Source organism: Tepidibacter sp. Z1-5, from assembly GCF_037844525.1.
In the GTDB taxonomy this organism is placed as follows: Bacteria; Bacillota; Clostridia; order Peptostreptococcales; family Peptostreptococcaceae; genus Tepidibacter_A.
In genome coordinates this window covers 32,469-48,213 of record NZ_JBBMMD010000016.1, presented here as the reverse complement: position 1 = coordinate 48,213, position 15,745 = coordinate 32,469, and the positions used below count along the sequence as shown (strand labels likewise).

Genomic DNA, 15,745 nt, shown 5'->3' with positions numbered 1-15,745 from the left:
AAAAATTCGCCATACAAAAAAAGACCTAGAAAACTAGGTCTTTTAATCTATTACAAATCTCTTTTGTTCAAATACATCTTTATTTATACTTATATACACTTTATCACTTTTTCTAAGATTTTTTACATCTTTATCTGCTGTTATTTTTATTGATCCTTCTCTTTCTAAATAAGCAAGTATATCTCTTAAGTCAGAATGTTTTACCTTAGTGCTATTTTCTATATTATCCATTATTGTTGAAAATGATTGTCCACTATTTAATATTAAAGTTAATACTCTATTAAATTCATCTTGATATTTAATCTCAAATTTAATATTTTCTAATATTTGTTTTTCTTCTTCATCTAAATCAAGTACTTCTTCTGGTCTTGGAACTGGATTTGTATATATATACCTCATTATTCCTTCTTTATCTTTTTCAAGCTTTACAAGTTTATATTTTAAAAGAATGTCTAAATCATCAGCTCTAGATTCAGGATATTTTAGCCCCAGCTTATTTAATAATTTTTTCTTATCTTCAGTTACCTGAGGATGTTCTTCTCCTCCTTCAAGATTTGTATTTAATATATTTTGAGTAGCTTCAAGACCTTTTAATTGCTGTGAATTAGTAGCACCTACAACCAAATAAGTCTTGTACGTTGAAAGAGGCATATATCTAAACCACATATACTCTTGAAGTTCTTCTGGTACGTTTATCTTTACTCTTTTCTCCATACTAAATCCTCCTCTTCATATCAAACTTAATCTATAATAAATATTGTTCTATAAAGAATATCTTCATCATCCATAAGTCTAAATTCATATCTACCCTTTTGCATTACCTCTGATTTAAATGTTATAGATGCTTTACCTTTTTCATCTAACTTTATAGGGATCCCCGCAAGTATTTTGTTAGTTTCTATGCTTATCAACTCTCCTGTTGCCTCTTGCGCTTTCTTATTTGAATTCAAATCTAGACTAAACACACCTTGCTCTTTTGTGTATTTATCAGATACTATAAATGGTATTAATATCTTCTTCTTACCTATTTTTAACCTTATCTCATAATATCCGTTTTCCCATAAATTATCAGAACTTCTCATTTTGATTTTTACCTTATTATCTTCAACAGGCATTTCAAAATTTATCTTAGCTTTTTCATTTTTATTATATACAAGTTCACCTTTTATATTCTCTTCATAGCAATCTATGTCCGTATCTACAAATATCTCTTTTTGCTTTTCAAAAAACATTATATTCTTAAGTTCATGAGATTCTAACTCCCTAGATGGTTTATCTACTATAAAATTTATGTGCTTAACCTCTTGCTTTGAGACAAATACCTTTATCTGGTACCACCCCATAATCCAATTTCTATCTTTAGGTTTTTCAAAATCAGTGACGTATATACCTTTTATTTTAACATCCTTATCATACCCATCTAACTTTTCTTCATATCCATTATCCATATAATAAAGACTTACAGTAGCATCCACTTCTTCTGTAGCATTTATATCTACGCTAAACTTCATATTAGGAATATTAGATGGTATTTTTGATATAAACCATCTACTCATTCTATATTTGTCTTCTAATTCTTCTACTCTTTTTATTCTTTGCTCTTCATTAAATTCATGCTCTCTTTTAATCTTTTGAACTTCATCTAATTCTTCATTTATATTAGCTATTATAAATAAGGATTTTATAGAGTTTTCTTTTATTTCTTCTAACATATTAGAGAACATATCATATGCCTCTTTGTTGAATATTCTAACTGGACTTTGACCTCCTATATATTGGAATATTATCCCTTGTCTTATTTGATCAACCAAATCCAAATGATCAGTCCACTTTTCATCTATATTCTTCATTAAAGTTACTCTTTCTAGATATCTAAGCTGTGTTTCTCCAGTAACTTTTTCCTTTTGTTTGTATAATTCAAGAGCCTTATTATATACTTTTTCTTTTATCTCATCTTTTGCTAGGTTTTCAATCTCGCTGCTTTCCATTTTAGTAAAATCTATATAATTATTAAATTTAAATGTTTCATTCAAATACTCTTGTATAGAGCTCAAATCCCATTCTTCAGGATATTCACTATTAGATGTATAACTGTCTATATTTGTATCTATAGTATCTTTTAAAATCCCGTAGATAAACTCGCTCATATCGTCTCCATTTAATATCTTGTTTCTCTCATTGTATATAGTTTCTCTTTGTTTATTTAATATTTGGTCAAATTCAAGAGTATTCTTTCTAACATTGTAATTACTAGTTTCTACAGTTTTTTGTATACCATCTACAGCTTGAGACACTAATTTATCCTGTATAAATTCATCTGAATCCAAGTTCATCTTATCTACTATTTTTATGATTCTATCTAATGCCTCTTTTCCTACCTTCGAGAATAAAGAGTCTTCAAGTGATGTGAAAAATTGGCTTTCTCCTGGATCTCCCTGACGTCCAGATCTACCTCTTAGCTGATCATCTATTCTTCTTGAATCATGTCTTTGAGTCCCTATTACATAAAGTCCTCCAAGTTCAGAAACTCCGTCTCCAAGCTTTATATCCGTTCCACGACCAGCCATATTAGTAGCAATAGTTATAGCTCCTTTTTGTCCTGCTAAAGTTATAATATCTGCCTCATCTTTGTTTTGTTTCGCATTTAGAAGTTTATGCTTTATATTCTTTTGGGTTAAAAGTTCACTTAATTCTTCTGAATCATCTATATATATAGTTCCTATTAATATCGGCTGTCCTTTTTGGTATCTTTTTTGAACTTCATCGATTAAAGCATTAAATTTAGCTTTTTTTGTTCTGAACAATAAATCTGTTTTATCTATTCTTTTTACTTGTTTATTTGTAGGTATACACACAACATCAACATTGTATATATCCTTGAATTCTTGCTTTTGACTATAAGCAGTTCCAGTCATACCAGCTATTTTATTAAATAGTTTGAAATAATTTTGATATGTAATCATAGCTTGAGTTTTTGTTTCTTTTTTTATTTCTACATTTTCTTTAGCTTCAAGAGCTTGATGAAGACCTTTTCCAAATCTTCTTCCAGGAAGAGCTCTTCCTGTGAACTTATCTATTATCATAACTTCATTATCTTGAACTACATAATCCTTATCCTTAATAAATACATAATTAGCTTGAAGAGACTGTCTTATATGATGATATAACTCTGTATTTTTTATATCTGCTATATTTTCTATTCCAAATATCCTCTCAGTCTTTTCTATACCATTTTGAGTTAAATTAGCTATTCTCTTCTCATTATCTATTTCATAATCTTCTTTTTGAAGAGATTTTATAAATTTGTCTACAGTTATATAATATTGAGAAGGTCTTGCTGCCTCTCCAGTTATAATAAGTGGAGTTCTAGCATCATCTATAAGTATAGAATCTACCTCATCTATAATAGCGAAGTTTCTGCTTCTTTGAACTACATTTTGTTTAACCGTAACCATATTGTCTTTTAGATAATCAAATCCAAATTCAGAGTTAGTTCCATATACTATATCACATTTATATTCTTCTTTTTTCTGGTTAATATTTAGTTCTCTATGAGTAAGTCCTACTGTTAGTCCTAAAAAAGTATATAGCTTTTCCATTTCTTCTTTATCTCTAGCTGCAAGGTATTCATTAGCAGTTATTACGAATACACCATCACCAGTCAATGCATTTAGATAAGTAGGAAGTGTTGCTACTAAAGTCTTACCCTCTCCAGTTTTCATCTCAGCAATACTGCCCTCATGAAGAGCTATTCCTCCCATCAACTGAACCATATAATGCTTCATTTTAAATACCCTAAAAGAAGCTTCTCTAACTACTGCAAAAGTTTCTTCTAATATATCATCTAATGTTTCTCCTGATTTTAATCTATTTTTAAATTCTTCAGTTTTATTTTTTAGCTCATCATTTGATAAATTAGAAATCTCTTTTTCTAAATCCATTATATTTTGAGCTCTTTGTTGAAGATATTTAACTTTTTTATCATGAGGATTGATAAGTCCACTAAAAAAATCTTTCATATATATTCCTCCTACTATCACTTCATTAAATATTATTATTCCTATATCTTGAAATTTTATCCTCAATTAAAAATAAGAGAAGGAATAATTCCTTCTCTTACTTTATTAATTTATAAAATCAATTTATAAATATTATTTTTTAGTTAATAATACGTACTTAACGAATGTAGTTCCAGCTTCATCTAAAACTAACTCAACATTGTAATCGTCAAGCTTGATATCTGATACAGACTCAACAGTTACATCAGATGAATCAGTTACATCGAATACTTTTGCTCCAGATATTAATCTGTAAGTATCTCCACCAAATATTATTTCTTTAGCAGATATCTTAACAGTTGCAGTACCTGGTACTGTAGTAGTTGATAATGTATCTAAATCTGTATTAACAACCTTTCCAGATTTCTTATCTATTTCTAATTCAACAACTTTTCCTACTAAAGCTTCAGCTTTAGTCATATCGAATCCTGAGTTATTTATATCTAATCTTTCGTTAGTGTCTGTGTAGAATCTCTTCTCTTCTCCATTTACGTAAGCTTTGATTCTTAACTCATCTTCTCCAGAAACTTTCTTAACTTCTGTTATTAAAGCTTTTTCAGTTGTAGATTCTTCTGAATCATTATCAGCATCCATTACAAGTATATACTTAGCTTTTCCGTCTTTAGCATATACTACAGAATCTGTAACTTGATCAAAAGATACATCTTTCCAAGTGCTTATCTTAATATCTTTTGCATCTGTATCAGCGTAGTCATACTTTTCTATATTGAATACTAATACATCATCAGATAATCTGTATCCACCAGCATAATTGTCATCTTTAACATCTATGTCGCTATCTGTATCATTGTCTAATACAACTATTTCTTTAACATTTCCATCTTCATCTATTTCAAGCTCTACTAATCCAGTTATTCCATCAACTTTATTATCAGTTATAGTTTCAGTTCCAGCTATAACATCATCTTCAACTTCAACATCATAACTTACTTCTTTACCATCTTTATTGATTATATCAACTGCATAGTAATCTTTTCCTCTATTTTCAAATTTCTTAATAGATCCATTCTTTAAGAATCCAACTATTTTGCTTGTATTCTCAGAATCTTCATCAACATCTATAAGAACAACGTCACCTTTTCTATTTACATAGATAGTAGTTTCTTTATCTTCCATATCATTAACTTTATCTTCTAAATCTGTAGTAGATTTTTCAGAATCTTCATCTAAGTAGAATGCACCTTCATAGTTATATTCTACTCCCTTTATTGTGAATTCATCAGTTAATACATCTTCGATTTTTCCAGTTACAGTCTTAGTGTATACTTCTGCGAAATCTTTAGAATCGTTGTAGAATACTATATCTCCTTTTTTGATATCAGAAACCTTGATTTCTACTCCATCTTTTATTATAACGTAATCTTCTAAATCAACTTCTTCATCATGTCCAGATATAACATCTTTCTCAACATCTTCTACTAAGATGTATCCATCCATTGAAGTTATAGCGTCAAGTCCAACTACCTTACTATCTTCTACTATAACTTTAGCATATTCAAATTTATCTCCATCTGCTATAGATGTGAATAAATCACGCTCATAAGCGCTATCAGTAACTTTGTAAGTCTTATCCATTCCTACTAATTTGATTTCTAAGTCTGATCCATCTTTATCTACTTCTATAGCATCAAAGTATACATCATCCTTAGCTTCGTATGATACTAATTCATCATCATCATTGTAGTAAGCTTTGATTTTAACTCCTTTTAATCCTTCAAAGTTAAATCCGTCTTTAACTTCGATTTCCTTAGTTCCAACTTCTATTTTATTGTCATCTTTTTGAGAAGAAGAAAAATCTACTACATCTTCTTTAAATGCAACATCTAATTTAGTATCTAATAAAGTTTCTTTATCTGTACCATCAGTTCCAGACTTTACGAATTTAGATGAATCTCCGTATCCTACTTGAACCATCATAGATACTTCTAATGAATTATCTACTAATTGAGCAACTATTCCTCTTGGAGCAGATGTTCCTATTGTTCCTTTTACATCATCAGTTATATCTTCTTGTCCAGCTACTACTAAGTATCCATTTGGGTATCCACCTTTAGCTTTTGCTGCTGGCTCATATCCTAAAGCTCTTACTATCATAGTTACTGCTTCTTCGTACTTAACTGGTGCTTCTGGATCAAATACTCCATCAGCTTTTCCATTTATAACCTTAAGTCCTGAAGCTATGTTTATGTATCCTGACGCCCAATGGCTAGAAGGTACATCACCAAATCCAGTAGCTCCCATTGAAGATTTAGCTGAAGCATCAAGTCCTAATGATCTAACTACAACTGCTGCAAACTCTGCTCTTGTTATTGTTTTTTCTGGTTTGAATGTACCATCTTGGTATCCATTTAATACATTAAGTCCTGATAATCTTTCTACTGCTGTTTCATAATCTGTTCCCTTAACATCAGTTGGCATTGCTGCAAAAGCTGCACCCATTGATCCAAATGCTAAAGCTCCAGCTAATGCTACTGAAAGTATTTTTTTTGTATTTTTCATTTTATTTCCTCCTTAAACCTAGTTGTCTTTTAATTCTGTCTGTTGAGGATTTGAAATTTTTAACATAAAAACTGTCATTTCCCTCTAGTTGTCTTTTTTGTCTAGTAATGCCTCTTTCTTGATTGTCATTTTCCTAAAAATGTCTGTAAAGGCTTTGTTTATATGTAAAACTACAAGGTAATTATACACTTATACGTGACTTATTTCAATTACAATTATGTTACAATTTCTAAGAATATATTTAATTTTAGATTTTTCCACATTATACCTATGCATATTTTGGAATTTTCATGTAATTCTCAAGGGTATTCTTACATAGATGTAATTTAATGGTGTATTATGTTAAATTTTATTGACATTGGCTTTTATGACCATGTTAATGATTTCCTTTTATTAAAGAAAGAGACCCTAAGGTCTCTTTCTTTAATCATCTATTACTTAGCAGCCAATACTACGTATTTAACAAATGTTGTNTTTCCTACAAGAATCATTATATACTCATATTAATCCTATTACAATTACAGGAGTATTACAGTACGATTAATATAATATTACACGGTATAGGTCTAGGTAATAGAAAAGAGACCCTAAGGTCTCTTTCTTTAATCATCTATTACTTAGCAGTCAATACTACATACTTAACAAATGTTGTTCCAGCTTCATCTTCTATTATTGTTACTGTGTAATCAGTAAAGTCTATATCTGATACTGACTTAACTTCTACATCTGTTCCATCTACCTCAAATACCTGTGCACCTGAGATTAATCTGTAAGTTGTACCACCTGAAGTTATTTCTTTCTTAGATACTGTAACTGTTCCATCAGCTAATGTTGTTCCAGCTATTACTGCTATCGCTGCTTCATTAACTACTTTTCCAGTCTCATCATCTATATCAAGCTCTACTACTTTTCCTACTAATGCCTTAGCATCATCCATATCAAGTCCAGTTGCTGAGTCACTATCTATATCTTCTATAGTTAGCTTCTCGTTAGTATCTGTGTAGAATACCTTATCTACTCCACCTACATAAGCCTTGATTCTTAACTCGTCTTTTCCTGATACTTTCTTAACTTCTGTTACTAACGCCTTTTCTGTAGTAACATCTTCTGCATCATTATCTGCATCTTGNTGCTATCGCTGCTTCATTAACTACTTTTCCAGTCTCATCATCTATATCAAGCTCTACTACTTTTCCTACTAATGCCTTAGCATCATCCATATCAAGTCCAGTTGCTAAGTCACTATCTATATCTTCTATAGTTAACTTCTCGTTAGTATCTGTGTAGAATACCTTCTCTACTCCACCTACATAAGCCTTGATTCTTAACTCGTCTTTTCCTGATACTTTCTTAACTTCTGTTACTAACGCCTTTTCTGTAGTAACATCTTCTGCATCGTTATCTGCATCTTTAACTATCATGTATTTTACTACTCCATCTTCAGCATATACTGTTGCACTTATAGCCTCATCAAAGTCTACATCTTTCCAAGTGCTTATCTTAATATCATCTGCATCATCAGTGTATTTTTCTGTGTTGAATACTAAAGCTGAATCATCTAATTTANTAACTATCATGTATTTTACTACTCCATCTTCAGCATATACTGTTGCACTTATAGCCTCATCAAAATCTACATCTTTCCAAGTGCTTATCTTAATATCATCTGCATCATCAGTGTATTTTTCTGTGTTGAATACTAAAGCTGAATCATCTAATTTGTATCCACCAGCATAGTTATCATCAACATCTACATTAGTAACATCTTTTGAATCTAATACTACTATTTCTTCTAAGTTTCCATCTACATCTATCTTAAGCTCTACTAATCCTGATATAGCATCTAAGTCTTCAGTTCCTTCTATAAGGTCTTCATCAAACTCAACATCGTAGCTTACTTCTTTTCCATCTTTATTGATTATATCTACTCCGTAGTAAGTTTCTCCTCTATTTGTATAAGATTTGATCTTTCCATCTAATAATCCTACTACCGTTCCTGTTTCTTCTGAATCTTCATCAACATCTACAAGTATAATATTTCCTTGTCTGTTTACATGAATAGTAGTTTCTTTACCTTCCATATCAAGAACCTTATCAGCTAAATCTACAGTTGATTTTTCTGAATCAGAATCTAGGTATGAAGCACTTTCGTAGTTATACTCTACTCCATTCATTGTGAATTCATCTTCTNATCTACAAGTATAACATTTCCTTGTCTGTTTACATGAATAGTAGTTTCTTTACCTTCCATATCAAGAACCTTATCAGCTAAATCTACAGTTGATTTTTCTGAATCAAAATCTAGATATGAAGCACTTTCGTAGTTATACTCTACTCCATTCATTGTGAATTCGTCTTCTAATACATCTTCAACTTTACCAGTTATAGTTTTAGTGTATACATCTGCAAAATCCTTAGAATCGTTGTAGAATACTACATCTCCTGCTNATCTACAAGTATAACATTTCCTTGTCTGTTTACATGAATAGTAGTTTCTTTACCTTCCATATCAAGAACCTTATCAGCTAAATCTACAGTTGATTTTTCTGAATCAGAATCTAGATATGAAGCACTTTCGTAGTTATACTCTACTCTATTCATTGTGAATTCATCTTCCAATACATCTTCAACTTTACCAGTTATAGTTTTAGTGTATACATCTGCGAAATCCTTAGAATCGTTGTAGAATACTACATCTCCTGCCTTGATATCAGAAGCTGATATTTCTACTCCATCCTTCATTACAGTATAATCATCTAAGTTTAATTCTTCGTCATGTCCAGATATAACATCTTTATCAACATCTTCTACTAAAATATATCCATCAAATGAACCTACAGTATCAATAGCTACTACTTTTCCATCTTCTAATATAACTTTTGCATACTCAAACTCTTGTCCATCAGTAAGCCCTGATAAATCTTCACGAGTATCATCTGATACATCATAAGTCTTATCCATTCCAACTAATTTAACTTCTATATCACTACCGTCTACAGTTATTTCAACAGCATCTACATATACATCATCTTGAACTTCATATGATACTAATACATCATCATCATTGAAATAAGCTTTAACTTTAACATCTTTTAATCCTTCAAAGTTGAACNCCTTCATTACAGTATAATCATCTAAGTTTAATTCTTCGTCATGTCCAGATATAACATCTTTATCAACATCTTCTACTAAAATATATCCATCAAATGAATCTACAGTATCAATAGCTACTACTTTTCCATCTTCTAATATAACTTTTGCATACTCAAACTCTTGTCCATCAGTAAGTCCTGATAAATCTTCACGAGTATCATCTGATACATCATAAGTCTTATCCATTCCAACTAGTTTAACTTCTATATCACTACCGTCTACAGTTATTTCAACAGCATCTACATATACATCATCTTGAACTTCATATGATACGAATACATCATCATCATTGAAATATGCCTTAACTTTAACATCTTTTAATCCTTCAAAGTTGAACCCTTCCATTACTTCTAACTCTTTAGATCCTATAGATACCTTGTTATCCTCTTTTTGAGAATCAGTGAAAGTTAATACATCTTCAGTATACTCAACATCTAACTTATCAGTTAATAAAGTTTCTACATCTGTACCATCAGTTCCTGACTTTACAAATTTAGCTGAATCTCCGTATCCTACTTGAATCATCATAGGTACTTCTAATGAATTATCTACTAATTGAGATACTATTCCTCTTTCACTTGCAAGTCCTATTGTTCCTTTTACATCATCAGTTATATCTTCTTGTCCTGCAACTACTAAATATCCATTTGGATATCCACCTTTAGCTTGAGCTGCCGGCTCATATCCTAATGCTCTTACTAACATAGTTACTGCTTCTTCATACTTAACTGGTGCTTCTGGATCGAATGTTCCATTNCATCATAAGTCTTATCCATTCCAACTAGTTTAACTTCTATATCACTACCGTCTACAGTTATTTCAACAGCATCTACATATACATCATCTTGAACTTCATATGATACTAATACATCATCATCATTGAAATATGCCTTAACTTTAACATCTTTTAATCCTTCAAAGTTGAATCCTTCCATTACTTCTAACTCTTTAGATCCTATAGATACCTTGTTATCATCTTTTTGAGAGTCAGTGAAAGTTAATACATCTTCAGTGTACTCAACATCTAACTTATCAGTTAATAAAGTTTCTACATCTGTACCATCAGTTCCTGACTTTACAAATTTAGCTGAATCTCCATATCCTACTTGAACCATCATAGGTACTTCTAATGAATTATCTACTAATTGAGCTACTATTCCTCTTTCACTTGCAAGTCCTATTACTCCGTTTACATCATCAGTTATATCTTCTTGTCCAGCTACTACTAAGTATCCATTTGGGTATCCACCTTTAGCTTTAGCTGCTGGCTCATATCCTAATGCTCTTACTAACATAGTTACTGCTTCTTCATACTTAACTGGTGCCTCTGGATCGAATACTCCGTCTCCTCTACCATTTACAACCTTAAGTCCTGATGCTATATTGATGTATCCTGATGCCCAGTGGTTAGAAGGTACATCATTAAAGTTTGTAGTTCCCATTGAAGCTTTCGCTGAACTCTCAAGTCCTAACGCTCTTACTACAACTGTTGCATATTCTGCTCTTGTTATTGTTTTTTCTGGCTTGAATGTTCCATCTTCATATCCTTTTNTGTATCCTGATGCCCAGTGGTTAGAAGGTACATCATTAAAGTTTGTAGTTCCCATTGAAGCTTTCGCTGAACTCTCAAGTCCTAACGCTCTTACTACAACTGTTGCGAATTCCGCTCTTGTTATTGTTTTTTCTGGCTTGAATGTTCCATCTTCATATCCTTTTAATATATCAAGTGCTACCAGTCTCTCTACTGCCGTTTCATAATCTGTTCCCTTAACATCTTTTGGTACTGCTGCAAAAGCTGCTCCCATTGATCCGAATGCTAAAGCCCCTGCTAATGCTATTGAAAGTACTTTTTTATTGTTGTTCATATCTCTTTTTCCTCCTCGAAATTTTGATAATTTTTTAATTTGATTTTAATTACCACCTTTTCGTGTCGAACTTTGTCGTTCGCTACTTGATTCATTATACACACATAAATTATCAAATACAATTACAGGAGCATTACAGTACCTTTAATAAAATGTTACATTATAAAAAGACGGATAAGTTCACTTATCCGTCTCAATTTTATATCTATTTAATTCAAACTACTTAATATATTCTGAGCATATGAAGCCTTATTTATAGTATTCTCGTCTAAGTCTATTTTAAATCTATCATCTACATAGCCCTTAGGTATATTCTCTACACCATCTAATATAGATTTTTTTCTTTCCTCAAGAATGTCATTATTCTTATTTACAGTTTCATACGCATCAACTATATTAGAAAAATACTTCTTAGCTTTATTCATATCTTTGCTAGCAAAACCAAATGCAAGCTCATAGTACGAATTTATATAAGTTTCATAAGCACTATCTGATAAAGGGAAGTATTCTATAGTCTTATCCAACAACTGTTCAGCTTTCTTCAAATCACCTATACCTAGATAAAGTTGTGCTGCTTCAGTTAAAACCAATACATCTCTATCATTTATATTAATCGCCTTCTCCATATTACTTAATGCTTCTTTAACAAGCTCTTTTGATTTATTTTTTTTAGCCATGTGATACTGAACTTTAGCTAAATCAATCTTGTATTCCTCTTTGAATGGCTTATACCTACAAGCCTTTGAAAAATACTTTAATGCTTGATCATAGTCCTCACTTTCAAATGCCTTATAACCTTTATCATAACTGTAGTCTCCTAAGTTAAACATACAAGAATATCCTAGAATTATCAAACTTAAAACTATTGGTATATATCCTAATTTCGATTTAACTACACTTAACTCATTAGATTCATTAGATTTATGCTTAGCTGATACTATACCTATCATACTCCATACAAATATAGAATATGACCCAATAGACATATCAAAGTCTATAAAAGTATGTGCTACAAGAACTACACATGCCACCATTACACCTATTATATTACCGTTACAATCATTTTTTAATATCTTAAAACTAGAATACAAAGTTGATAAATACAATCCAATAAGAGATACAACTCCTATTATACCAACCTCTATAAATACTTGTATAATGTAGTTGTGTGTCTGAGTAGTTGTATATTCATAAGTTCGATACTGAGGATACAGCGCCTGCCATCCCCCACCGCCTGTTCCAAATATGAAATAATCCTTTATAATACTTACAGCATCTTTATAAAAAACATTTCTTTCAACAACTGTAAACGTCTTTAGATTTATACTGCTTAACCTATCAGATATGCTAGTTGGAAGTATACTTATAAACTTATCATTAAAAATCAAGATAACTCCTAAAATACTCATACCTATTATAAGTATAAATACCTGCTTTTTTGTAATACTTACTTTTTTAATATTTGAAACTATTTTATCCAATAGTGCGCATATAACTACAGAAGCTATAGTACCTAATATTATGTACATCCAGCCTTTAGAAGAACTCGATTCTATCGACTTATATATTCCTGAGAACGAAATCAAGAATCCAATTTTAGCAGAAACTAACGATATAAGCACTCTCTTTATTGCACCTATATTAATCAATGCCATAACAAGCAGGATAGCAATAGGAGCTAATATCCAAGCCCCTCTTGAATACGAAAATACAAGAGAAGAAAATAATAAGTAAGACATACCAGTAAATACATACGTCTTAATATTATTCTTATTAGATATTTGTCCCATACATAATGCTAAAGCTCCAACTATATAAGCGCCAAATGTATTGTGATATTGAAAAGTAGAATTTATAATCCCATCTCTAAAAGCACCTTCATACGAGAAAGTTTTAAATGCACAACCAAACCCTATAATTCCAACAACAACTGCACTAGCTATATATATATAGCTTAAATAATTTATCTCACAATCACTTTTAACTTTATTGCTTATTATAAAAAATAAGCATACATACAAAGCATTTTTAAGTATCTCATATATAGCTCCACCTTTATCTACTGCAAATAAAAAGGACAATGTATATATAATTAAAAATCCTAAAGCAAAATACTCTATAATAGAAAGTTTCCCTATAGTTTCACCTTTTTTAATAGAAAAAATAGATATGATCAGAAATAGTATAGAAAAAACCAACATAAAGCTATACATTTCCTTTTCAAAGAATAAACCTCTAAAAAAAGGTGTGAAAAATAATATTATGCCCAATAAAATAACACTTCTGTCAATCCTCTTGTTGTCACAAATCATCAAGCAAATCCTCCCTTATATATATTATCTATAATGCTAAATTATATCATTATAAATCATACAGCTTCAACATATTTCGTCATTTTTCGTCAATCCGCCAATACAAAAAAGCCCACACTGATTAGTATGGGGCTTTATTTCTATATGCTATCAATTTTTTCCATTATACATTCCATCAATGTATTCAGCTTCTCATCTGATTTTTTTTGTGAATCTGAATTAACAGAGAAATAAAATTTAATCTTAGGCTCAGTTCCAGAAGGTCTTATTGTAAACCAAGAACTATCATCTAATATATACTTTAATACATTAGATTTTGGTAAATTATCTATTCCATTTTGATAATCTTTTATATCAGATATCTTAAAGTTTCCTATACTATTCATATTATTTTCTCTAAAAAACTTTATTATATTCTGTATTTTATCATTTCCAGATTTTCCTTTTAAGGTTATAGATTTTAAGTCTTCTTTATAATATCCATATTCCTTGTATATCTCTTTTAGTTCATCACATAAATTCAAGCCTTTAGAATAATAATAAGCTGCCATTTCACATATAAGCATAGATGCTATAACTGCATCCTTATCTCTTGCATGAGTTCCAACTAAGTATCCATAGCTCTCTTCATATCCTAGCACAAAGTTTTTATCTTTATTTTGCTCAAATTGTTTTATCTTTTCACCAATAAACTTAAATCCAGTTAATGTCTTTAACGTTTGAACATTATAAGACTTAGCTATCTTCTCTCCAAGATCAGATGTAACTATAGTATTTATGATTACACTGTTGTTAGAAAGCTTATTATCTTTGCTCAAATTATCTAGAATATACTTAGTCAGCAGTGCTCCAACTTGGTTTCCGCTAAGACATACATACTCATCATTGTTTTTAACAGCTATCCCCACTCTATCACAATCAGGATCTGTTCCTATAACTAAGTTTGCATTTTCTTTCTTAGCAAGCTCTATTCCAAGCTTTAAAGCCTCTTTTTCCTCAGGATTTGGATATTTAACTGTACTAAAGTCAGGATCTGGCATCTCCTGTTCTTTAACTACCATTACATTTTTAAATCCGATTTCCTTTAATGCTCTTCTTACAGGTATATTTCCAGTTCCATGAAGAGGAGTAAACACTATCTTAAATTCATCAGAAACCTTATCTATAATATCTGATCTCAAAGATTGTTTTTTAACAGCTTCTATAAACTCTGTATCTACTTCATCTGATAACTCTATTATAAGTTTTTGATTTACAGCTTCATCATAATCTATACTAGGTATCATGCTGTAATCTTGTATCTTTTTAACCTCATCTATTATCTCATTTGCAACATCAGGAAGTATTTGAGCTCCATCTTCCCAATATACCTTGTATCCGTTGTATTCAGGTGGATTATGACTTGCAGTTATAACAATACCAGATATAGCCTTTAAATGTCTAAGAGCAAAAGAAAGCTCAGGTGTAGCTCTTAAACCATCAAATATATAAGACTTTATACCACAAGCCGCCAAAGTCTTAGCAGTTTCTATACAGAACTCCCTAGACTTATGTCTATTATCATGTGCTATTACTACTCCTCTATCTTTTGCTTTATCTCCTTCATTGATTATCTTATTGCTAAGCGCAAAAGTAGCACGTCTTACGGTATATTTGTTCATCCTGTTAGTACCAGCGCCTATTATACCTCTAAGACCTGCCGTTCCAAACTCTAGGTTTTTGTAAAATCTATCTTCTATCTCTTCTTTATCATCTTTTATATTTAAAAGTTCCTCTTTAACATCTTCAAAATAAGGGTCATTAATCCATTCTTTATATGTTTTTAAATAATCCATAA

General features: G+C 30.7%; 7 protein-coding genes. All 7 read right to left on the bottom strand.

The annotated features are described in order from the left end of the window. Positions 1–42: 42 nt before the first annotated feature. The 7 genes from WJW32_RS04165 to WJW32_RS04135 all read right to left on the bottom strand — a co-directional run bounded on the left by WJW32_RS04165 (position 43) and on the right by WJW32_RS04135 (position 15,743). Positions 43–714 carry a DUF6042 family protein gene (locus WJW32_RS04165; RefSeq protein WP_340255429.1) on the bottom strand — a complete coding sequence of 224 codons (672 nt, stop codon included), beginning with the start codon at positions 712–714 and terminating at the stop codon, positions 43–45. Positions 715–740: 26 nt separating this feature from the next. Beyond that, entirely contained in the window at positions 741–4,019 is a 3,279-nt protein-coding gene (gene secA / locus WJW32_RS04160) for a preprotein translocase subunit SecA (protein ID WP_340255426.1), read from the bottom strand. A 132-nt stretch (positions 4,020–4,151) separates the two neighbouring features. After that, positions 4,152–6,578, bottom strand: coding sequence for an S-layer homology domain-containing protein (locus WJW32_RS04155; protein ID WP_340255423.1), 2,427 nt, complete (start codon positions 6,576–6,578; stop codon positions 4,152–4,154). A gap of 613 nt (positions 6,579–7,191) precedes the next feature. Beyond that, entirely contained in the window at positions 7,192–7,515 is a 324-nt protein-coding gene (locus WJW32_RS04150; protein ID WP_340255420.1) for a hypothetical protein, read from the bottom strand. Between the two features lie 2,923 nt (positions 7,516–10,438). Then, positions 10,439–11,536: an S-layer homology domain-containing protein gene (locus tag WJW32_RS04145; RefSeq protein ID WP_445330210.1), complete on the bottom strand. Its 1,098-nt coding sequence runs from the start codon at positions 11,534–11,536 to the stop codon at positions 10,439–10,441. Between the two features lie 269 nt (positions 11,537–11,805). Continuing rightward, the gene (locus WJW32_RS04140; RefSeq protein WP_340255414.1) at positions 11,806–13,908 is read right to left on the bottom strand and encodes an O-antigen ligase family protein; all 2,103 of its coding nucleotides are present in this window, start codon (positions 13,906–13,908) and stop codon (positions 11,806–11,808) included. 140 nt (positions 13,909–14,048) lie between these two features. Continuing rightward, positions 14,049–15,743, bottom strand: a complete 1,695-nt coding sequence (locus WJW32_RS04135; RefSeq protein WP_340255411.1) for a phospho-sugar mutase — start codon at positions 15,741–15,743, stop codon at positions 14,049–14,051. Positions 15,744–15,745 lie beyond the last annotated feature (2 nt).

Coding starts and splice junctions, on each gene's coding strand:
- WJW32_RS04165 (WP_340255429.1), bottom strand. CDS start 714: ATGGAGAAAAGAGTAAAGATAAACGTACCAGAAGAACTTCAAGAGTAT.
- secA (WP_340255426.1), bottom strand. CDS start 4,019: ATGAAAGATTTTTTTAGTGGACTTATCAATCCTCATGATAAAAAAGTT.
- WJW32_RS04155 (WP_340255423.1), bottom strand. CDS start 6,578: ATGAAAAATACAAAAAAAATACTTTCAGTAGCATTAGCTGGAGCTTTA.
- WJW32_RS04150 (WP_340255420.1), bottom strand. CDS start 7,515: ATGGATGATGCTAAGGCATTAGTAGGAAAAGTAGTAGAGCTTGATATA.
- WJW32_RS04140 (WP_340255414.1), bottom strand. CDS start 13,908: ATGATTTGTGACAACAAGAGGATTGACAGAAGTGTTATTTTATTGGGC.
- WJW32_RS04135 (WP_340255411.1), bottom strand. CDS start 15,743: ATGGATTATTTAAAAACATATAAAGAATGGATTAATGACCCTTATTTT.